The 17,385-nt window shown below is 53.8% G+C and carries 23 protein-coding genes; 7 read left to right on the top strand and 16 right to left on the bottom strand.

The genetic code is table 11. The features are described 5' to 3' along the window. Positions 1 to 64: 64 nt before the first annotated feature. From trxB to E3E51_RS09345, 3 genes are all read left to right on the top strand, one after another. Positions 65 to 1,057, top strand: coding sequence for a thioredoxin-disulfide reductase (trxB, locus tag E3E51_RS09355; RefSeq protein ID WP_167912937.1), 993 nt, complete (start codon positions 65 to 67; stop codon positions 1,055 to 1,057). A gap of 158 nt (positions 1,058 to 1,215) precedes the next feature. Then, positions 1,216 to 2,553 carry an ornithine aminotransferase gene (locus tag E3E51_RS09350; RefSeq protein ID WP_167912936.1) on the top strand — a complete coding sequence of 446 codons (1,338 nt, stop codon included), beginning with the start codon at positions 1,216 to 1,218 and terminating at the stop codon, positions 2,551 to 2,553. A gap of 91 nt (positions 2,554 to 2,644) precedes the next feature. Beyond that, positions 2,645 to 3,244, top strand: a complete 600-nt coding sequence (locus E3E51_RS09345; RefSeq protein WP_167912935.1) for an ECF transporter S component — start codon at positions 2,645 to 2,647, stop codon at positions 3,242 to 3,244. Here E3E51_RS09345 and E3E51_RS09340 read toward each other — a convergent pair. The 3 genes from E3E51_RS09340 to E3E51_RS09330 all read right to left on the bottom strand — a co-directional run bounded on the left by E3E51_RS09340 (position 3,241) and on the right by E3E51_RS09330 (position 4,661). After that, positions 3,241 to 3,534 carry a family 4B encapsulin nanocompartment shell protein gene (locus E3E51_RS09340; RefSeq protein ID WP_167912830.1) on the bottom strand — a complete coding sequence of 98 codons (294 nt, stop codon included), beginning with the start codon at positions 3,532 to 3,534 and terminating at the stop codon, positions 3,241 to 3,243. The two genes, E3E51_RS09345 and E3E51_RS09340, sit on opposite strands and share 4 nt — an antisense overlap. Beyond that, positions 3,500 to 4,204 (bottom strand): deoxyribose-phosphate aldolase, encoded by a 705-nt coding sequence (deoC, locus tag E3E51_RS09335; protein ID WP_167912934.1) that lies wholly within the window; start codon positions 4,202 to 4,204, stop codon positions 3,500 to 3,502. The genes E3E51_RS09340 and deoC overlap by 35 nt, the downstream gene beginning before the upstream one ends. A 145-nt stretch (positions 4,205 to 4,349) precedes the next feature. Further along, a complete protein-coding gene (locus E3E51_RS09330) occupies positions 4,350 to 4,661 on the bottom strand; it encodes a hypothetical protein (protein WP_167912829.1) in 312 nt (103 codons plus the stop codon). 335 nt (positions 4,662 to 4,996) lie between these two features. On the opposite strand from E3E51_RS09330, the gene eno reads away from it, so the two are divergent. Genes eno through E3E51_RS09315 form a run of 3 tightly spaced genes read left to right on the top strand, consistent with a single transcriptional unit; the run spans position 4,997 to position 7,889 of the window. Continuing rightward, positions 4,997 to 6,289, top strand: coding sequence for a phosphopyruvate hydratase (gene eno / locus E3E51_RS09325; protein WP_167912933.1), 1,293 nt, complete (start codon positions 4,997 to 4,999; stop codon positions 6,287 to 6,289). Between the two features lie 36 nt (positions 6,290 to 6,325). Further along, positions 6,326 to 6,994 (top strand): hypothetical protein, encoded by a 669-nt coding sequence (locus E3E51_RS09320; RefSeq protein WP_167912828.1) that lies wholly within the window; start codon positions 6,326 to 6,328, stop codon positions 6,992 to 6,994. A gap of 58 nt (positions 6,995 to 7,052) precedes the next feature. After that, on the top strand, positions 7,053 to 7,889 hold the full coding sequence (locus E3E51_RS09315) for a radical SAM protein (protein WP_167912827.1): 837 nt from the start codon (positions 7,053 to 7,055) through the stop codon (positions 7,887 to 7,889). Here the strand turns inward: E3E51_RS09315 and E3E51_RS09310 are convergent. From E3E51_RS09310 to E3E51_RS09260, 11 genes are all read right to left on the bottom strand, one after another. Then, a complete protein-coding gene (locus E3E51_RS09310; protein WP_167912826.1) occupies positions 7,882 to 8,559 on the bottom strand; it encodes a hypothetical protein in 678 nt (225 codons plus the stop codon). The two genes, E3E51_RS09315 and E3E51_RS09310, sit on opposite strands and share 8 nt — an antisense overlap. Positions 8,560 to 8,564: 5 nt before the next feature. Continuing rightward, positions 8,565 to 9,224, bottom strand: coding sequence for a hypothetical protein (locus E3E51_RS09305; RefSeq protein ID WP_167912825.1), 660 nt, complete (start codon positions 9,222 to 9,224; stop codon positions 8,565 to 8,567). A 32-nt stretch (positions 9,225 to 9,256) separates the two neighbouring features. Continuing rightward, positions 9,257 to 9,442 carry a hypothetical protein gene (locus E3E51_RS09300; protein WP_167912824.1) on the bottom strand — a complete coding sequence of 62 codons (186 nt, stop codon included), beginning with the start codon at positions 9,440 to 9,442 and terminating at the stop codon, positions 9,257 to 9,259. Further along, entirely contained in the window at positions 9,439 to 10,287 is an 849-nt protein-coding gene (locus tag E3E51_RS09295; protein ID WP_167912823.1) for a hypothetical protein, read from the bottom strand. Before E3E51_RS09295 ends, E3E51_RS09300 begins: the two co-directional genes overlap by 4 nt. A 3-nt stretch (positions 10,288 to 10,290) precedes the next feature. Then, the gene (locus tag E3E51_RS09290; RefSeq protein WP_167912822.1) at positions 10,291 to 11,145 is read right to left on the bottom strand and encodes a hypothetical protein; all 855 of its coding nucleotides are present in this window, start codon (positions 11,143 to 11,145) and stop codon (positions 10,291 to 10,293) included. 96 nt (positions 11,146 to 11,241) lie between these two features. Further along, entirely contained in the window at positions 11,242 to 11,754 is a 513-nt protein-coding gene (locus E3E51_RS09285; RefSeq protein ID WP_167912821.1) for a hypothetical protein, read from the bottom strand. A gap of 522 nt (positions 11,755 to 12,276) precedes the next feature. After that, the gene (locus E3E51_RS09280; protein WP_167912820.1) at positions 12,277 to 12,600 is read right to left on the bottom strand and encodes a hypothetical protein; all 324 of its coding nucleotides are present in this window, start codon (positions 12,598 to 12,600) and stop codon (positions 12,277 to 12,279) included. An 85-nt stretch (positions 12,601 to 12,685) separates the two neighbouring features. Continuing rightward, complete coding sequence (locus tag E3E51_RS09275; RefSeq protein WP_167912819.1) at positions 12,686 to 12,868, bottom strand: hypothetical protein; 183 nt, start codon at positions 12,866 to 12,868, stop codon at positions 12,686 to 12,688. 437 nt (positions 12,869 to 13,305) lie between these two features. After that, positions 13,306 to 13,758 carry an Lrp/AsnC family transcriptional regulator gene (locus E3E51_RS09270; protein ID WP_088181277.1) on the bottom strand — a complete coding sequence of 151 codons (453 nt, stop codon included), beginning with the start codon at positions 13,756 to 13,758 and terminating at the stop codon, positions 13,306 to 13,308. A gap of 55 nt (positions 13,759 to 13,813) precedes the next feature. Then, a complete protein-coding gene (locus E3E51_RS09265; RefSeq protein WP_167912818.1) occupies positions 13,814 to 14,368 on the bottom strand; it encodes an XTP/dITP diphosphatase in 555 nt (184 codons plus the stop codon). A gap of 41 nt (positions 14,369 to 14,409) precedes the next feature. Beyond that, positions 14,410 to 14,898: an adenosine-specific kinase gene (locus tag E3E51_RS09260; protein WP_167912932.1), complete on the bottom strand. Its 489-nt coding sequence runs from the start codon at positions 14,896 to 14,898 to the stop codon at positions 14,410 to 14,412. Positions 14,899 to 14,968: 70 nt separating this feature from the next. Between E3E51_RS09260 and E3E51_RS09255 the strand changes: the two genes are divergently transcribed. Beyond that, entirely contained in the window at positions 14,969 to 15,886 is a 918-nt protein-coding gene (locus E3E51_RS09255; protein ID WP_167912817.1) for an Lrp/AsnC family transcriptional regulator, read from the top strand. Here the strand turns inward: E3E51_RS09255 and E3E51_RS09250 are convergent. Together E3E51_RS09250 and E3E51_RS09245 are read right to left on the bottom strand one after the other, a co-directional pair. After that, positions 15,883 to 16,815 carry an SPASM domain-containing protein gene (locus tag E3E51_RS09250; protein WP_167912816.1) on the bottom strand — a complete coding sequence of 311 codons (933 nt, stop codon included), beginning with the start codon at positions 16,813 to 16,815 and terminating at the stop codon, positions 15,883 to 15,885. The two genes, E3E51_RS09255 and E3E51_RS09250, sit on opposite strands and share 4 nt — an antisense overlap. A 106-nt stretch (positions 16,816 to 16,921) precedes the next feature. After that, the gene (locus tag E3E51_RS09245; protein ID WP_167912931.1) at positions 16,922 to 17,350 is read right to left on the bottom strand and encodes a molybdenum cofactor biosynthesis protein MoaE; all 429 of its coding nucleotides are present in this window, start codon (positions 17,348 to 17,350) and stop codon (positions 16,922 to 16,924) included. Between the last annotated feature and the right edge of the window lie 35 nt (positions 17,351 to 17,385).

The raw sequence follows: 17,385 nt of genomic DNA, 5'->3' as shown, positions 1-17,385 counted from the left end.
TACCCACCACTGGGCAATAATGCTTTTAAATAGTCCACGTTAGGAAAGTCCGGAGGTGAGAGAGATGTTCAGCCTTGGAGGATTCTCACGCGGGGGAGAGTACGAGAACAAAACATGGGACGTGCTCATCATAGGCGCCGGGCCGGCCGGATTCACCGCGGCAGTATACGCGGCGCGCTTCGGCCTTGAGACGCTGATACTCAGCAAAGACCTCGGCGGAAACATGGCCCTGACCGACCTTATAGAGAACTATCCAGGATTTCCAGAGGGAATCAGCGGTTCCGAGCTGACGAACAGGATGCACGAGCAGGTCAAGAACCTCGGCGTTGATATAGTCTTCGACGAGGTGGAAAGGATAGACCCGACGGAGTGCGCCTACTACGAGGGGCCGTGCAAGTTCGCGGTCAAGACGAAGAACGGCAAGGAGTACAAGGCCAGGACGATAATCATAGCCGTCGGCGCCGCACCGAGGAAGCTCCACGTGCCAGGAGAGGAAGAGTTCACCGGAAGGGGCGTTTCCTACTGTGCGACCTGCGACGGCCCGCTCTTCAAGGGCAAGAAGGTCATAGTTGTCGGAGGCGGAAACACCGCCCTTCAGGAGGCGCTCTACCTCAAGAGCATAGGCGTCGACGTCACGCTCGTCCACAGGCGCGAGGAGTTCAGGGCCGACAAGATACTCCAGGACCGCTTTAAGGAGAGCGGTATTCCGACGATACTCAACACCGTCGTGACCGAAATCAGAGGCAACGGGAAGGTCGAGGCGGTCAAGTTGAAGAACCGCGTTACCGGCGAGGAGACCGAGATGGCGGTCGATGGAGTCTTCATCTTCATCGGCTACGAGCCTAAAACGGATTTCGTCAAGCACCTCGGCATAACCGACGAGTACGGCTACATCCCGGTGGACATGCACATGCGCACGAAGGTGAAGGGAATCTTTGCCGCCGGAGACATAACCAACGTCTTCAAGCAGATTGCAGTTGCCGTCGGCCAGGGTGCGATAGCGGCGAACTCCGCCAAGGAACTCCTTGAGGAGTGGAACTCAAAGGTCGCGGAGTGATTTCCACTGCCCCTAGTTCTTTTCTCTCGGCGTTTTTTTGCCCTCCGTTTTGGGAATCGAGGTATTTCCCGATTCTCCCGAAGATTTTTCGGTCAAAGATGTTCATTGATGAACATAGGGTTATATAGGATAAACCCTATCATCCATTGGTGATGCACATGGTGGTTAGACCGAACGTTAAAGAACTCCCCGGACCCAAGGCCAAGGAGGTTATCGAAAAGAACTTTGAGGCCCTCGCAGTTACCACCCAGGACCCGGAGACCCTCCCGATAGTCATCGACCACGGAGATGGAATCCTCGTTTACGACGTTGATGGAAACACCTTCTACGACTTCGGAAGCGGCGTCGGTGTTCTCAACGTTGGCCACGCCCACCCGAGGGTCGTCGAGGCCGTTAAAAAGCAGGCAGAGAGGTTTACCCACTTCGCGCTGAACGACTTCTTCTACGAGAACGCCGTCATACTCGCCCAGAAGCTGGCGGAGCTTGCCCCCGGCGACTTCCCGAAGAAGGTCGTCTACCAGAACAGCGGTGCGGAAGCAAACGAGGCCATGATGAAGCTCGTCAAGTACGGAACCGGCAGGAAGAGGTTCATCGCCTTCTACCACGCCTTCCACGGCAGGAGCCAGGCCGTTCTCTCACTTACCGCCAGCAAGTGGGTTCAGCAGGACAGGTTCTTCCCGACCATGCCGGGTGTTGAGCACATACCCTACCCGAACCCCTACAGGAACCCCTGGCACATCGACGGTTACGCCGAGCCGGACGAGCTCGTCAACCGCGTCATCGAGTTCATCGAGGAGTACGTATTCCGCCACGTCCCGCCCCATGAGGTTGGAGCCATAGTCTTCGAGCCGATACAGGGTGAAGGTGGTTACGTCGTCCCGCCGAAGAACTTCTTCAAGGAGCTCAAGAAGCTCGCCGACAACTATGGCATACTCCTCGCCGACGACGAGGTTCAGATGGGCGTCGGAAGAACCGGAAAGTTCTGGGCCATCGAGCACTTCGACGTCGCGCCAGACACCATCCAGTTCGGTAAGGCCATAGGCGGCGGCATTCCCCTCGCCGGTGTCGTCCACAGGGCAGAGATAGCCTTCGACAAGCCGGGCAGGCACGCCTCGACCTTCGGCGGCAACCCGGTTGCGATAGCGGCCGGAATAGAGGTCGTCGAGATCGTCAAGGAACTCCTCCCGCACGTTCAGGAGGTCGGTGACTACCTCCACAAGCGCCTCGAAGAGCTCATGGAGAAGTACGAGGCCATTGGAGACGCTAGAGGTCTCGGCCTCGCCCAGGCGGTCGAAATCGTCAAGAGCAAGGACACCAAGGAGAAGGACCCCAAGCTCAGGGATGCCATCGTCAAGGAGGCCGTCAAGCGCGGACTCATCCTCCTCGGATGCGGCGACAACAGCATAAGGTTCATACCGCCGCTGACCATCAAGGAGGAGGAGATAGACGTCGCCATGGAGATATTCGAGGAGAGCCTCAAGGCCGCTCTCCAGTGATTTCCTCCCTTTTCTTATCCGTTTACTGAAGTAGTAATCCCTGGAAGTCAAGTTTTTAAAGTTATAACTTGAGATTTTCCCGGTGGGGAACATGGTGAACCTGACAGAGATGTTCAGACCGTACGGTCACTACGTGCTCGGGGGTGCCGTGGTCATTTTCCTCGCGTACGTCTGGGCAAAGAGGAAGGAGTACCAGGCACCGGCGACGATAGCCCTCTCGGCCATTCTAGCGGCGGTTGTAGCGATAGCCACCAACCTGATAAAGGTTCCAACCCCAGCCACCGGGGGCTACATCAACTTTGGAGACACCATGGTCATGTTCTCGGCCATGGTATTCGGCCCGGTCGTGGGTGTCTTCGCAGGGGGCGTCGGCTCTGCCCTCGGCGACATCATAGGCGGCTACGCGGGATGGGCCCCGATAACGCTGGTGGTCAAGGGGCTTGAGGGTCTTGCCATCGGGTACATCGCCAAAAGGAGCGACAACGTCTCCACGATGGTCATAGCGGGCATCGTCGGCGGCATCATAATGGTCTCCGGATACTTCCTCTTCGAGGCATACATGTTCGGGGTCCCATCAGCGCTCACTGAGGTGCCAGGAAACATACTCCAAGCTGTTACGGGGATACTCGTGGGCACCGGACTGGCAACGATAATAAAGAAGAGGTACCCCGAGGTCGAGGATTTAATCTAAACGTCCAGCCTCTTCAATTCTTCCCACATTTCGCTTTCCTTAAGGAGGGGCTCTACCGAGATTCTCCTGGACGCCCTCTTCATCTGGCCCAGGTACTTCGAATCGGCGACGACCGCATCGTAGCCAAGCTCCTCGATTTTGTATATCTTCAGCCTGCAGTCCCTGAGCATTCCCGCAGAGTATTCAAGGAAACCAGGTCCTACGAGGAGTATGTCGGGCTCAAGCTCCTCTCCCCGGAGTTCCGAAATGGCCCTGTCAAGGATGTCCCTGATCTCGGCAATCTCCTGCATCCCTTCCCCCCTCCACGATTTTTACGCCGCTCGATGTTCCAATCCTCGTCGCACCAGCCTCTATCACCGCCAGTGCCTGCTCGTAGGTCCTTATTCCCCCTGCGGCCTTGACGCCCATCTCCGGGCCGACCACCTTTCTCATGAGCCGAACGTCCTCAACGGTGGCTCCGCCAGTTCCAAAGCCCGTTGAGGTCTTCACGAAGTCCGCCCCAGCTTCTTTCGCCAGCTCGCAGGCCTTCACCTTCTCCTCCTCGGTGAGGTAGCAGGTCTCGATGATGACCTTTACTTTGGCGCCCCTCTCGTGGGCGACCTTGACGACCTCGGCTATGTCCCTCTTCACGTATTCGTAGTCCCCGTCCTTGAGGGCTCCGATGTTGATGACCATGTCCAGCTCATCGGCACCGTCGTCGAGGGCCCGTTTCGCCTCAAAAACCTTGACCTCCGTCGGGGTTGCACCCAGCGGAAAGCCTATGACGCTGGCAACCTTCACGTCGGCGTTCTTCCCGCGCAGGTAGTCCTTGGCGAGCTTAACCCTGTAGGGATTGACGCAGACTGCGTAGAACCCGTACTCTATAGCCTCATCGCAGAGCCTCTTAATGTCATCGTAGGTAGCGTAGGGTTTGAGGTTCGTATGGTCAATATACTTGGCGACATCGATGTGATCACCCATAATCATCACCAGTAAATACTTTCCCTGAAGGTATTTAGGCTTTTTCTCCTCAAAAATGGGTAATTTACCGGAAAATCTGCAGAGTTCCATTGGATTTTCGCCGATTTGTCGATAAAGTCTGCCATCGTATGAAGAAACCACATCATCATGTAGAATCCCCAAGCCGCCTCAGGAACTCAGTGAACCTCTTCGCAACCGCAACATCGTCCAGGATGGGCTTCTCGTTCCCGGCGGCTATGCGTTCAAGGACCTCAACGGCATTGTCCCAGTTATCCTCCAGCGTTTTTCCCTTCGGAATCGTGTTTCTGAGAACGTGCCATCTCCCGGTTGGGGGGTCGTAGAACAGCACCCTGGGGATGTAGTCCAGATCCATGAACGTGTTGTCCAGGCTGAGTTCTATCCTGAAGCCATCAGCCTCGACGAAGCCATCCTCACGCAGTCGTCTCCTCCAGTCCATGTGGGAATGTTGGAGGGGAGGTTTAAAAGCTCATCTCCTCCCTGCGAAGGCAACCAGCAACGCCAGCAGAATCACGCTCCAGGTCCGCATATCTCCCACTAGCTGAACCAGGCGCCGCGGTGGAATCCTTTGAAGTCGCCCGAACAGCCCCGGGTTCAGCCAGCCTTCTCGCCCCGCTCACTGGCCCGTTCCCAGTCCCATACCGACCCGCGCGGGAGTCGTGCCCGCGTTTCCCAACTCCGCAGCCAAACATATGCACCCGTTCATCGCTTCGACCCGGATTGAAGCTAAAACCTTTATATGCCCTGCAGGGAATATCACCCGAGGTGATTGAGATGGAGAACCCCTTTGAGATAACCGGAGTCGTTGCCAGGGAGATACTCGACAGCAGGGGAAACCCGACCGTCGAGGTTGAGGTCTACACGCCGATAAGCATGGGCCGTGCCGCAGTTCCGAGCGGAGCCTCAACCGGCACCCACGAGGCCCTGGAGCTCCGCGACGGCGGGAAGCGCTACCACGGAAAGGGAGTAAAGAGGGCCGTCGAGAACGTCAACAAGATAATAGCCCCCGAAATCATCGGAATGGACGTCACCTGGCAGAGGGACATCGATATGCTTATGCTCGAACTCGACGGCACCGAGAACAAGAGCAACCTCGGCGCCAACGCTATTCTGGGCGTTTCTCTGGCGGTAGCCAAGGCCGCTGCCAACGCGCTCGGCCTTCCGCTCTACCAGTACATCGGCGGAACCAACGCCTACGTCATGCCAGTTCCGATGAGCAACGTCATCAACGGCGGAGTACACGCCGGCAACGAGCTTGACTTCCAGGAGTTCATGATAATGCCCGTCGGGGCGGACTCGTTCAGAGAGGGCATAATGTGGGTCAGCGAGACCTACCACGTCCTCAAGGGAGTTATCGCCGATAAGTACGGCAAAGACGCCGTTAACGTTGGCGACGAGGGCGGCTTCGCCCCGCCGCTGAAGGAGCCCCACGAGCCGCTTGAACTCCTCATAACAGCCATCGAGGAGGCTGGCTACAAGCCCGGCGACGAGATAGCCTTCGCTATGGACCCGGCCTCAAGCGAGTTCTTCCACACAGACATCGGCAAGTACGTCGTCAACGGCAAGGAGTACACCAACGCCGAGCTTCTCGAACTCTACAAGGAGCTCGTCTCAAACTACCCGATAGTCTCCATAGAGGACCCGTTCCACGAGGAAGACTGGGAAGGCTTCGTCATGATAACTAGGGAACTCGGAGGAAAGATACAGATAGTTGGCGACGACCTCTTCGTCACCAACCCGAAGAGGATAAGGAAGGGCATCGAGATGGGCGCGGCAAACGCACTCCTCCTCAAGGTCAACCAGATTGGAACCCTCAGTGAGGCCATAGATGCCGCATACACCGCCTTCCGCGCAGGCTACGGCGTCGTCGTCTCCCACCGCTCAGGAGAGACCGAGGATTCAACCATAGCCGACCTCGCGGTTGCCCTCAACGCCGGCCAGATAAAGACGGGTGCCCCAGCGAGGAGCGACAGGAACGCCAAGTACAACCAGCTGATACGCATAGAGGAGGAGCTTGAGGGCATAGCGCTCTATCCGGGCAGGAAGTTCCGCAACCCCTTCCTCTGATTCCTTTTCCTTAATTTTGGAATTTTGGTGGAACCGATGGAGTTTGATCCTGAGAAGCTCCTAAAGCCCAGACCGCTCCTGCTTTTGGCGGAGTTATTCCTCCTGCCCGCGGCGGTTCTGGCTTCCAAATCCTACAACGCCTCGATAGCCTGTCTGGGGGCATCAACGATTCTCTACTACGTAGGCATGACGGAACTCGTGAGAAGAAAACTCGGGAGATGGGCGGTGAAGCGCTTCACGGTGGCGTATCTCCTCAGGGCCATCTCATGGGTTTTCATGCTCGCATCGGCAGTCTACACATACTCGGCGGTTATAAGGAACATCTTTCCATTCGGCCCGCAGGAGTTCGTGATAACCTCCGTGGTAACGCTCGTTGGAGCGGGAATAAACTACCTCGCGGTCGGGATAAGAAACAGCGTTCTCTGGAAGATCAAGGGACTCAAGACCAGCCTCTGGTTTTCGAGGCTCAACTCCATCGTGCTCTTTCTCATGGCGGCGGTTCCGTTCCTGCCGGCCCTCGCCAGCGCCGGCGAGGTGACCTGGCTCCTGGCAGTTCTAGCGGCACCGATACTCGGCTCGTTCACGGTTCTCGCGATACTCGGAAAGCTGTTCTACCTCAAGTTCCTCCTCACTTTCGAGGAAACAGAACCGTCCAGTCAGGGTTTTAAACTGGAGGGAGGACTTCCAAGGCGGGAGGGAGACTGAATGAGGAAACAAAAAAGGCCCCGCCCCCTACAACCCCCAGTTTCGCAAGGTGGTTGAAATGACGGAAAGAAAAAAGCTCAAAATCTACATTCCAGGCGTTAAGTTCCCCTCAATCTCGCTCACTGGCAACTACTGCTCTCTGAACTGCGCTCACTGCGGGAGGCACTATTTAGAGGGCATGAGAAAGCCCACCAGAAAGAACCTTGTTGACTATTGCCTCGGCCTTGAGAGGGAGGGCTACACCGGCTGCCTGCTGAGTGGTGGAATGGATTCGAGGCTCAAGGTTCCCATCGACAGGTACGCGGCTGAAATCAGGGAGATAAAGCGAAGAACGGGCCTCAAGCTCAACGCCCACGTGGGGTTCATAGACGAGAGCGACCTGGAGTGGGTCAGGTACGTCGATGCCGTCTCCCTCGACTTCGTGGGCGATGACGGCGTCATAAGGCGCGTTTACGGGATAGACAAGACCGTTGGGGACTACCTGAGAATCCTAGACCTGCTCACGGGGGCGGGCGTCAGGGTGGCCCCCCACATCACCATCGGGCTGGATTTCGGCAGAATCGGCTGGGAGTACCGGGCGATTGACCTGCTGATGGAGTACCCGATAGACGTCCTCGTGCTGGACGTACTCATCCCAACGAAGGGAACGGATATGGAGAACGTTCCAAAGCCGGGCGTCGAGGAGAGCCTGAGGGTGGTTGAATACGCACGCGAGCGCTTTGACGGTGAGATAAGCATAGGCTGCATGCGCCCGCTGGGCAGGTGGCGGGTTGACTTCGACAGGGGGGCAGTTTTAGCCGGCGTTGACAGACTGACGAATCCCCCCAGAAAAGTCATCGAATGGGCAAAAAGTGTGAGGAACGTCGAGATAATCTACGAGTGCTGCGTTATGTGAGAGCATCAACGAATCGCTCGACGTGCCTTACCGTTGCCTTGGCCAGTGATGAGCGGTTGTTAACGCGCTCAATAAGGGTGTTTATCGAGTTTCTACCTTCAACGAGCACCTCCAAGGCAAGCTCAATGAATTCTCCCGCGCTCATTCTGTAGACCCTGCCATTGTCGAAAATCCAGGCCAGGAATTTGCCTTCCCTAACGAGGATCGCATGAACGGTCGGGTCAAAGGCCCCAAAGTCCATTCCCACATAGAGTTTGGCCTTTGGTCGTATTCTTACCCACTCCAGAAGCTCTCCAACGGGCTTAAACAAGTCCCCAGGAACCATCCTGCCGTCTCCGGCGGGCGTTTTAACTCCCGGCCCTCCAATGAATTTTTTAAATTCGTTCTCCCTTCCGAGCGCATAGAGTGTTCCAGCTATGAAGTTTCCGAGAAAGCGGGGAAAGCTTAAGGTGGCAGAGAGAACGTTGATGTCCTTAGGAGCTTCGGTTAAAATGCCCGGGTTCTCAATCCAGTGACCTCTAAGCTCTGGCAGGTGGTGCTTGAGAACATTATCGAAGTCAAAAAGTACCTCCGTCCACTCCAAAAGCTCGTCCACGCTTTTAGCGGTCGAATAAGGACTGTCCACGTAGAAGTACCAGTAAAAACCCGGGTTAGTGCTGTGCAGGGTCATGCTTCTCACCATGTGCTGAGCGCATACCTCGCCACCACCTTCACCCACTGGATTTTTGGATATAAAGCCCGCAGGAGAGTGAACGTTTTTAGGGCTTCTTCCACCTCATGTACTCCCCTTATGAGGTCTTCCCTAATGCCCTCTACGTACTCTTCAACCCTCACCCGGACGGTTACTCCGTCGTCCGGGGATTCAATTTCAAGGATTTTGCCATGTTTGCGGTACAGGACGAACTTTATGGGGTCAAAGGTGCCGAAGAAGAGTTTAAGGGGCCCTTCAGGAAAAAACACCTCTTCTATGGACATGTTTCTGGTGACAGGGTTGTTCCTGAGGGGGTTTACCTCCACAGGGAGACTCATGAGTTTGATTATCGCATCCTTTCCTCCCCCTGCGTAAACAATCGAGAGTGCCATGTCCTCGAAGAAGCCGATTAAGTTCCCACAGGCAGGCGCTATCAGCTCCTTGCCATCCACCGCTAACCCATACTTAACGCCGTGTTCAAATGCCCTCATGATAATGCCTTTGAGGAGCTCGTTGAAGTCCTCTTCGTCGTCTTCTTCAATGGATTCACGGTAGGTTTCCACAGTGTCTGAGAGGGACGATACAACGGCTCCCTTAAGGTAGTCCTTAGTTGGGAGTGTGTACCACAGATGAACCCTTGTCATGCTCACACCTCCAGCGAGCAAATAATGAGTCACTATACTGATAAGGCTTCCTCAAGCTCCCTCGTGAGCATGGAGACGGCATCCTCCTTCCTTATGGGGCCGAAGAGCTCCCCATCCCATTCCCTCAACCCCCTTATTATCTCCCTAACAGCATTTGCTGTGGCAGTCTCCGCTTCTTTTTTCTTGACCCCAATGACCGAGCCCGTTTTAGTGTTCACAAAAGCAAGCTCGTTACCTTCATTGAATACAAACACTGTTCCCTGCCACCGGCCCCAAACCAGAGCATGAGGTAATCGGAAACCTTCTCATCGGCAAATAGCAACATTGCCCTTTCAACGATGTCACTATACGGCGTCATGTCGACCTCGCACCTGAGTTCCATCCCCTTAGCGAACTTCAGGAGGTCTATCAGGTCCCCGGCAAAGGCCACGGGCTCGACGAGCCCGCTGAATATCTCCCTCCCGTGGCTTACAACGGCGTAAACCATTGGGAACTTCTCTTTCCCACATTTAACTTCCCCAAGCCACTCAACCTTAATTTCAAACTTTCCCCCAGCAGGAAGCAGACCCTTTCTCCTCGCCATTTCCCCCACAATCTCAAGCTTCCTCATTAATCCCTCATCCGGAAACGCCTCAAGGAAGGAACGGACAAAGTTTAGGGCGGAGCGGATGAAGTCTACACGAAGAACCTCCATAGCCTCCACGTCTTTTCTGTCCTCCCAGCATATTTCAAGCCTGAGGAAGTCACCTCTGATTTTAAAATAGACGTGGGATGTTGTCTCATAAGTACCAAACCCCAGGACAATATTATTGTCCGCACAGTACCTGCCCGGAAATAGCAAAACATCGCATCGCCCGCTCCGGAGGTACAGCTCTTTAACGCCTTCACAAGAACTGGCTGCAAAGGCGATGGCGTCAATAGCATCTCTCACCGCATCTCTGGCGAAGCACAAACCCAGTGGAATGACTTTCTCCCCATGTTTAAGGGCAACCGTCAAGTCATCAACGGAAACCTCACCCTGGAGCACCTCCTCCCAGCCGAGGAAAAAGATGGAAAAGGACACGGTTCACCTCCCGGGCAGCTTTACCCTTTCGAGTTCCCTTTCCGCGTCTCTGATGGCCTCATCAACGGCCTTTAAGAGGACGTCCCTCCGAACTTTAATGACCACGCCGGAATACAGGACGAATGCCAACAAAAATTCATCCTCCCCAGATTTTGCCGCATAGAGAACCTCAAAGGGATCGTAGGTTGAAAGGGTAAAGCGAACGAAGGGGGGAACAGCCCCTGCCGAGAGCTTTTTGAGCCTCCTCAGTTCACGGAGAAGACCCCTATCCTCCGGCTTTTTTAGCCCGCGGGAGGACAGCCTTTTGATTTCACCATTGACATCCCACTTTACCCGCCACCCCTCCGGCGGCAGTTTGCCGTCCGCCACGAAAGCCTTGAGAAGTTTAAGCTCCTCAACGTACCCCTCGAGATTAACGAACGCCTCCAGTATGTACGTGCTCCCGTAAACTTGAACTTCGTACTCGTCCATAACGCCCTCAGGTTCACCGAACATCTCAAGCACTTCAGGTGAAGGCGGCTTTAGCTTGAACCTGAGCCACTCCATCTGCACCGGTTCGCTATTGAGAACCGCCTTCATATTTTGGAGGGAGGTCCGGATTGTCTCGACGAGTTTTTTATGGGTGACCTGTATTTCCCTACCACCCCGAAGGGTCAGGCAAACCCATTCACCTTCAGCCCTTATCTTCAGGCCCCAGAGCTTTTTCGGGAGAACATCCATTGATTGGAGCGCCTTTAGGGAGCTCATGAATTCATCCAGCGCCACCGGGTCTTCACTGATGAAAACCGGCCCATCTCCGAGCACCAGCACGGGGAATCCCCTGTCCCCATCCTGGGGGAAGAAAGAGAAGGTAATCACGCCTCACACCTCAAGCATTCGACGTAGTTCCCTCTTCTATCTGAGGTATTCGTTCCTTAAGCTGTCCGGAACTTCAGTATCAAGCATTCTACGGTCTTAACCCCCGAGCACGTCCTTATACTTGCTCTTCCGCACGAGCTCTTTAACCCTCTCAAGCCCCGTCAGGTAAGCCCTATCTTTAGTCCCTCTCAGGTACTCCTCAAGGAATCCTAAGGCGGCTTTCAAGTACTCCCTGACTTCGACCCTCTCCCTGCCAACCGGCCGGTCGTTTTCGAAGGCTTCAATAAGCAGGTAATCGCCCTCCTTCCTGAACACCACGGGAGAAATCGGCTCGTAAGTGCCGAAACCCACCCTGAGTTTCCCGCCCCTGCAGTTCCTTCTTATCACCCTCCTCTCGTCCTCCTCGAACTTTTCAAGCACGTAGGGGATTTCATCGCATGACGAGACTGCAAAGGTTACTGTGGCGAGGATTGCCGCCAGCGCCTGCACAATGTAGCAGAGCGCTAATACAAACTCTTTTCCGTTAACCTCCACCTCGATCTCAGCCCCAAATCCTTCGGATTCCTCCAGTTCTTCGAGAGTGGAATCAACCGAGAACCTAACCGGCATTAAGACCACCTCCTGACTTTTCTCTTTAAAAAATTTAAAGGTGGCGGGTCAGTCCAAGTACGCTGTGAGGAATTTGTAAATTCCCCGTGCTCTGTCGTACGATAGGATGACTCTAACCTTCCTGCCTACCCACTTGCCCTTGAAATATCCGAACCTCTTTTCGACCACGAACTTGCGGGGAGTGTGCTCGGGGTCACTGCAGTCAATTCTTCCTTTCTTGATTGTTTCTCCGATTAAGGAAAGAATGAAGTCTGCGCTCCAGTCAGAGGGGAAGACTGTCAGTTTTCCTTTTTTGCCCAGCCTCTGTCTTAGAATGTGCCGTTTAATAAAATGAACTGCCCCATATTTATCGTTACCTTTTTCAATGATGACGTCTCCTTCCGGGAAGTAGCTGCCGCAGGCATGCCTCTCTCTGAACTTTACATTAAAGCTCTTGTATTTCTTGTCGAAATCCTTTGCAAGCTTCTTCGCCTTGTTAGCGTCCCAGCCGTTGAGGTATGCTTGGCCTAAGAGTTGTCCGAATTATTTTGGAGTGAAGAGGTCGCTGATCTGATCGAGCTCACTTGTTGTAACGCTGACGATCAGCTTTGACCCGTCATAAATCCTGACACCCTCAAGCTTGGGCAGAGGAATCTTCCATAAGGTCTTCGTCTTCACTTGATACCTAACACGCGGATTCCTTAAGTCGTCTTTCGTGACCTTTATGAAGCCCTCGGCAAACTCTGAAAGCTGTTTCAAGCTAATGGCCCTCAATATTGGATCCGCAATTTTGCCCAGGTACTTCTCAATGGTGTCCTGATGATCCTTGACAACATTATAAAGCCCAACTGCAAATACAGTCCCCACTGAAACCAGGAACTTTAGAAGGAGGGCATCCCCCGCCGCGAACTCAATGACAAGGAACCCCAGCGGAAGTCCCTGAGGCTGAACCTCATCCTCCTGGCCTCTTTTCCGGACTGAACTCTTGAGGAACCGTTACGGTGCCATTCACCGTCGCGTTAACAAAGCTTGCCGTGGCGCTGGCACCACTAACCGTCATTCCCAAAAAGAGCAACACCAGACCAATGGCAAGAAACCGCTTCCACACCATGCAGTCACCTCCAACACTGTTCATACGGACAATAAATCCAAATCTTAAAAAACTTACTGTTTTTAGTATTAACATAGCAGCGGCAATTAAAATCAAATTACTGCATTATGAAGCTCCAAATTACAACCGCCAAAATAGGACAACTAAAGAACCGCCAGAAGCCCGGCGGAACCATAAACACCGGGAAAGTCCCATAGAGGGTATCATGACTGCAAAAACAGTAGAAAAGCCAAGAGAAGTGAAATTAAAAACATTCTCAACCAGTCGCCTTCACCTTCCACCGACTTCCCCCACTATAAAGGGTGAGATTTTCAAAAGAAAAATGTAATCCTCTGCAATCACCAACCACTGCCTCATTCTGACCTCCTCCCAAGGAGGCTCTTAAAAGAAAACGCAGGGCTCACTCAACCTCGCGTCATCATGAAATCAGAAAGGAGAACGCCGATCATCGCCCCAAGGCTTCACAGTTCCTCCTTAACCGTAACGAAGGACACCATGGTCACGGTCTGTCCGACGCCCTTTATCTCTCTAAGCCGGTCCACGACTATCTTCCCAACCTCCTCGGAGCTAGGAGCGCGGACCTTTATGAGGAGGTCCCACTCACCGGCTATTATGTGGACTTCATAGACTCCCTCAAGGGCCGCTATCCTCTCAGCCACTTCCCTCTGGCTTAAACCGGAATCCGGCTCATATCGAGCAAGTATGAACGCGGTGGTTCCAAGGTTGAGCTTCTTGTAGTTGGGTTTAACCGTGAACTTCTCTATCACGCCCTCCTCCACCAGCTTCTTGATGCGGTAGTGGACGGTCGTCCTGGGTATCCCCAGCTTTTTGCTCAGGCTCGCTATGTTCTCCCTGGCGTTCTCTTTGAGCTCCCTCAACAACCTCAAATCTGTGCCATCCAATGAAGCTACCATCGCGACCCCCTTCGTCATTCATCCAATTATAACTATTAACTTTGGAACGATAGCCTTATTTAAGGTTTTCCTTTAGCCACTCAGAGAAAGCCTTAAGGGCGAGTCCCCTATGTGATATGCAGTTCTTCTTCTCCGTTGTCATTTCGGCAAAAGTCTCATCGAATCCAAGAGGTTTGAAGATTGGGTCGAAGCCAAAGCCGCCACTTCCCCTCGGAGAGGCGGTTATCTCACCGTCAACCCTGCCGGTGAAGAGATGGGCCTCGCCGTCCCAGTAGGCGATAACGCTTTTGAAGTGGGCACGCCTGTTCTCGATGCCGTCCATCAGCTTGAGGATTCCGTCTATCCCGAGCGTCCGGTAAACGTAGGCGGAGTAGACACCGGGGAAGCCATCAAAAGCGTCTATGAAGAGGCCGGAGTCGTCCAAGAAGAAGGGCCCTTCAACCTTCCGGCCCAGCCATTCAACGCCGAAGAGGGCCACTTCCTCAAGCGTATCCGCCTGTATCTCGGGGTACTCCACCCTGAGCTGATAAACCTCCACGCCGAGAGGTTCGAAGTACTTCCTCGCCTCCTCAACCTTCCCGGAATTAGAAGTGATAAAAGCCAGCCTCATGGAATCACCGAGGGGAAGTGGAACGGGGAAATAAAAAGGTTTCAGTCAAACAGGTAGCCTATCTTTTCAACGAGTTCCCTGCGCTCCCTCTTGAGTTCCTCATCCTCGATCCTGTTGGCGGCCTTTCCATCAACGACTCCGAGGACGCTCCTCCCCAGTTCGGTCTCGGCCACTATAACCTGGAAGGGGTTTTCGCTGGCTCCGTAGACCATTGCAACGGCCGGATGGTTCTTGACGGCGTTGAGAACGTTTATCGGGAAGGCGTTCTTCATGAGTATCACGAAGACGTGACCGGCACCAATCTTGAGGGCGTTCTTGGCGGCCAGCCTCTCAAGCTCCTCATCGTTGCCCGTGAAGCGCGTCAGCTGCGGTTTGGCCTCGTTCATCGCCACCCCGAACTTTATGCCCGGAACAGTCGTCAGAAGGGTCTTGGCGAGGTCGTCCACGGTGAAGATGGAGAAGTTCCCCTGACCGATTATCACTTCGACTCCCTGCGGCTTTTCGATATCGACAACCTCAATTTTCACCATTCCCACCACCGGAAGAGTTTAATACGTATTGGTGATATAACCTTTTCGTGCGGAGGCATGGTGAGGTGAAATGGACGAACCCCCCAGGGAGGATCTCGAATTCCTCGTTGAAATCCTTGAGAAATACCCCCTCGACAGCCTCAAAAAAATTGCCGAGAAAGAGGGTATAGACTACTATAGACTCAAAAGGCTGTACGATAAGTATTACGGGAAATACCTCACCGTTAACGCGTTCTTCAGCCTCAAACGCCTTGGTTTACACACATACGTCGCATTTCTAACGGTTCCTTCAGACAGACTCATCGAAGTGGGTGTCCGAATGAGTCAGAATCCCTTCGTTGGGTACATGAATCCCGCCTACGGGTTCAAAAATGGCCTTTCTGTCATATTTTATATCCCCGACGACCAGAGGGACAGGATTGAGGACCTCCTCTCACAGTACTCGGATGATTACGAGTACTACGAAGCCAGAGCATACCCCTACGACGGTGATGACGACTTCGGGAACTGGGACCTGAGCTACGACTACGCCATTCTTCTCGACATACTCAAATGGGATTCCCGAACACCGATAACAAGAATAGCACGACAACTGGGGAAGAGCCGGCCCACCATACGATATATGATAAACCGCCTTAGGGAGGAGGGGATAATCATAGGATTTGTGCCCACGATAGACATGAACGTCCACGACAGGGCCGTCATAGGACTCACAAGAGAGCTGGATGAGAAGGTTCTGGAGCGGTTCAACGAGTACGAAATAATGGCGGGCGTCCTTCCAGGATACGGATACATCCTGGAGTGGTTCTTCTCCTCCAAGGACGACCTGGGGAGCAAAGTCCTTGAGTTCAGCGCCCACGTCGAGAAGCTCCTGATAGAGTACTTTGAACCGACCTTCAAGGAGCTTAATGATAGAAACGCCAAGAATAGGTACGCCAGGATGGTTAAAAAGGATGGGAGCGGCTATCGCTCCATGCTTGAATTCTAAAAGGCTATCTGACAGTATTCCAAACCATCTATCTCTCCACTTGCCTGATACTCCAGCGCCCTGCAGTCGTGGCATATGTACTTGAACGGACAGGCCCTACAGGCGCCGACATCGTCCTTTGTCATCTTCCAGAAAGCCTTGAGTTTCTTCCTCCTGAGCACCTTTTTGAGCCCCAGTTCCTTCACGTCCCCAATGACGTAGTTCCTCAGCAGAGGGCACGGAAGGGCATAGCCGTCGGCGGTTATCGCCAGCGTACCCGCGAGACAGTCGTGATACTTCTCAACACTCGGGTTGAGTATCCTCTTAACTTCGATAACGTTGAAGTCCAGCTTTCTCGCCGAGCCCGGGAAGAGCACATCAATGTAAATTTCCCCCGGAAAAGTGGTTTTGATGCTCTTGAATTCATCCAAGTGCGTGCCCTGCACCATCACCAGCGCCCCGTGGAGCCAACTGTAAGCCTCAAGCCGGTGAAAGTTTTCGGGCGAGTACTCAAACTCGGCTATGAACCGAACATCCTCAAACGGTTCGATTGAATCCACGTCTTCGAGCCTAACGACGGCGTAAACCTCGGGAACGCCTATCTCCACCGCGTATGAGGCAACGCTGGTCAGGTATTCAATCCGGTCGTAGTTGGTTAGCCACAGTTCCTTTCCACTCATGCCCTTGAACTCCCTTATCAACTCCTTAACCCGCTCCGGACTCAGGGGCTCGCGGTGAAGCAGAAAGAAGTTGTTCCCTATGCAGCCTATCGAGCGCGGGATTCCGCTCACTTCAGAGAACCTTCCCTTCCCGGCACCGAGCTGAACGATAATGCGTTCAAGCTTACCGCGGTGAACCTGATTACTCCATGGAGGTTTTCCGATGGAAACTATGTTGGGGACGGTTCCCACCTCAACGGTATGAGATGCATCGTAAGCCACCTTCTCCATAAGCCCTCACCGTAGGGAGAAACGCCGGAATCGTATATATACTTTTTCTATTCCGATTTTGCATACCACTACAAGTAGTCTGCAAAAAATGGAAAATCCACTGGGCTTATTTCTCGGGCACCACCTTGTTTCCCTCGATCCAGAAGGTACCCTCTTCGGTGACCTCCCTCTTCCAGACGGGGACACGACGCTTTACCTGATCTATGGCCCAAATACAAGCCTCAAAAGCCTCCTTTCTGTGCTTTCCACTGGCAATAATGAGTATCGTGTCGTCGCCGACCTCAAGCTCACCGTACCGGTGCCATATCAGCATGTCCAAAATGGGAAACTTCTCAAGAGCCTCCTTCCGTATTCGTTCCATCTCCTCCTCGGCCATCTCCTCATAGGCCTCATAGATTAGTTTTCTGACCCGTCTCCCGTGGCTCTCGCTCCTCACCTTTCCCAGGAAAAAGACGTAGCCTCCGGCCTCCGGAACGGCGATGTGCCCCAGCGCCCCGTTCAGGTCAAATGCATTCCTAGTCATCCTAACCTTCATCCCCATCCCCCAAAGAACTACGCCCAACCAAATTA

The sequence above is a fragment of the Thermococcus sp. 21S7 genome (genome assembly GCF_012027615.1).
GTDB lineage: Archaea > Methanobacteriota_B > Thermococci > Thermococcales > Thermococcaceae > Thermococcus.
The sequence above is the reverse complement of the archived record's forward strand: the minus strand, read 5'-3'. Positions and strand labels throughout refer to the sequence as shown.

What these genes read in the sequence shown, in the direction of transcription:
- trxB (WP_167912937.1), top strand. Translation starts at nt 65, where the DNA reads ATGTTCAGCCTTGGAGGATTCTCACGCGGGGGAGAGTACGAGAACAAA.
- E3E51_RS09350 (WP_167912936.1), top strand. Translation starts at nt 1,216, where the DNA reads ATGGTGGTTAGACCGAACGTTAAAGAACTCCCCGGACCCAAGGCCAAG.
- E3E51_RS09345 (WP_167912935.1), top strand. Translation starts at nt 2,645, where the DNA reads ATGGTGAACCTGACAGAGATGTTCAGACCGTACGGTCACTACGTGCTC.
- E3E51_RS09340 (WP_167912830.1), bottom strand. Translation starts at nt 3,534, where the DNA reads ATGCAGGAGATTGCCGAGATCAGGGACATCCTTGACAGGGCCATTTCG.
- deoC (WP_167912934.1), bottom strand. Translation starts at nt 4,204, where the DNA reads ATGGGTGATCACATCGATGTCGCCAAGTATATTGACCATACGAACCTC.
- E3E51_RS09330 (WP_167912829.1), bottom strand. Translation starts at nt 4,661, where the DNA reads ATGGACTGGAGGAGACGACTGCGTGAGGATGGCTTCGTCGAGGCTGAT.
- eno (WP_167912933.1), top strand. Translation starts at nt 4,997, where the DNA reads ATGGAGAACCCCTTTGAGATAACCGGAGTCGTTGCCAGGGAGATACTC.
- E3E51_RS09320 (WP_167912828.1), top strand. Translation starts at nt 6,326, where the DNA reads ATGGAGTTTGATCCTGAGAAGCTCCTAAAGCCCAGACCGCTCCTGCTT.
- E3E51_RS09315 (WP_167912827.1), top strand. Translation starts at nt 7,053, where the DNA reads ATGACGGAAAGAAAAAAGCTCAAAATCTACATTCCAGGCGTTAAGTTC.
- E3E51_RS09310 (WP_167912826.1), bottom strand. Translation starts at nt 8,559, where the DNA reads ATGACCCTGCACAGCACTAACCCGGGTTTTTACTGGTACTTCTACGTG.
- E3E51_RS09305 (WP_167912825.1), bottom strand. Translation starts at nt 9,224, where the DNA reads ATGACAAGGGTTCATCTGTGGTACACACTCCCAACTAAGGACTACCTT.
- E3E51_RS09285 (WP_167912821.1), bottom strand. Translation starts at nt 11,754, where the DNA reads ATGCCGGTTAGGTTCTCGGTTGATTCCACTCTCGAAGAACTGGAGGAA.
- E3E51_RS09275 (WP_167912819.1), bottom strand. Translation starts at nt 12,868, where the DNA reads ATGAACAGTGTTGGAGGTGACTGCATGGTGTGGAAGCGGTTTCTTGCC.
- E3E51_RS09270 (WP_088181277.1), bottom strand. Translation starts at nt 13,758, where the DNA reads ATGGTAGCTTCATTGGATGGCACAGATTTGAGGTTGTTGAGGGAGCTC.
- E3E51_RS09265 (WP_167912818.1), bottom strand. Translation starts at nt 14,368, where the DNA reads ATGAGGCTGGCTTTTATCACTTCTAATTCCGGGAAGGTTGAGGAGGCG.
- E3E51_RS09260 (WP_167912932.1), bottom strand. Translation starts at nt 14,898, where the DNA reads ATGGTGAAAATTGAGGTTGTCGATATCGAAAAGCCGCAGGGAGTCGAA.
- E3E51_RS09255 (WP_167912817.1), top strand. Translation starts at nt 14,969, where the DNA reads ATGGACGAACCCCCCAGGGAGGATCTCGAATTCCTCGTTGAAATCCTT.
- E3E51_RS09250 (WP_167912816.1), bottom strand. Translation starts at nt 16,815, where the DNA reads ATGGAGAAGGTGGCTTACGATGCATCTCATACCGTTGAGGTGGGAACC.
- E3E51_RS09245 (WP_167912931.1), bottom strand. Translation starts at nt 17,350, where the DNA reads ATGAAGGTTAGGATGACTAGGAATGCATTTGACCTGAACGGGGCGCTG.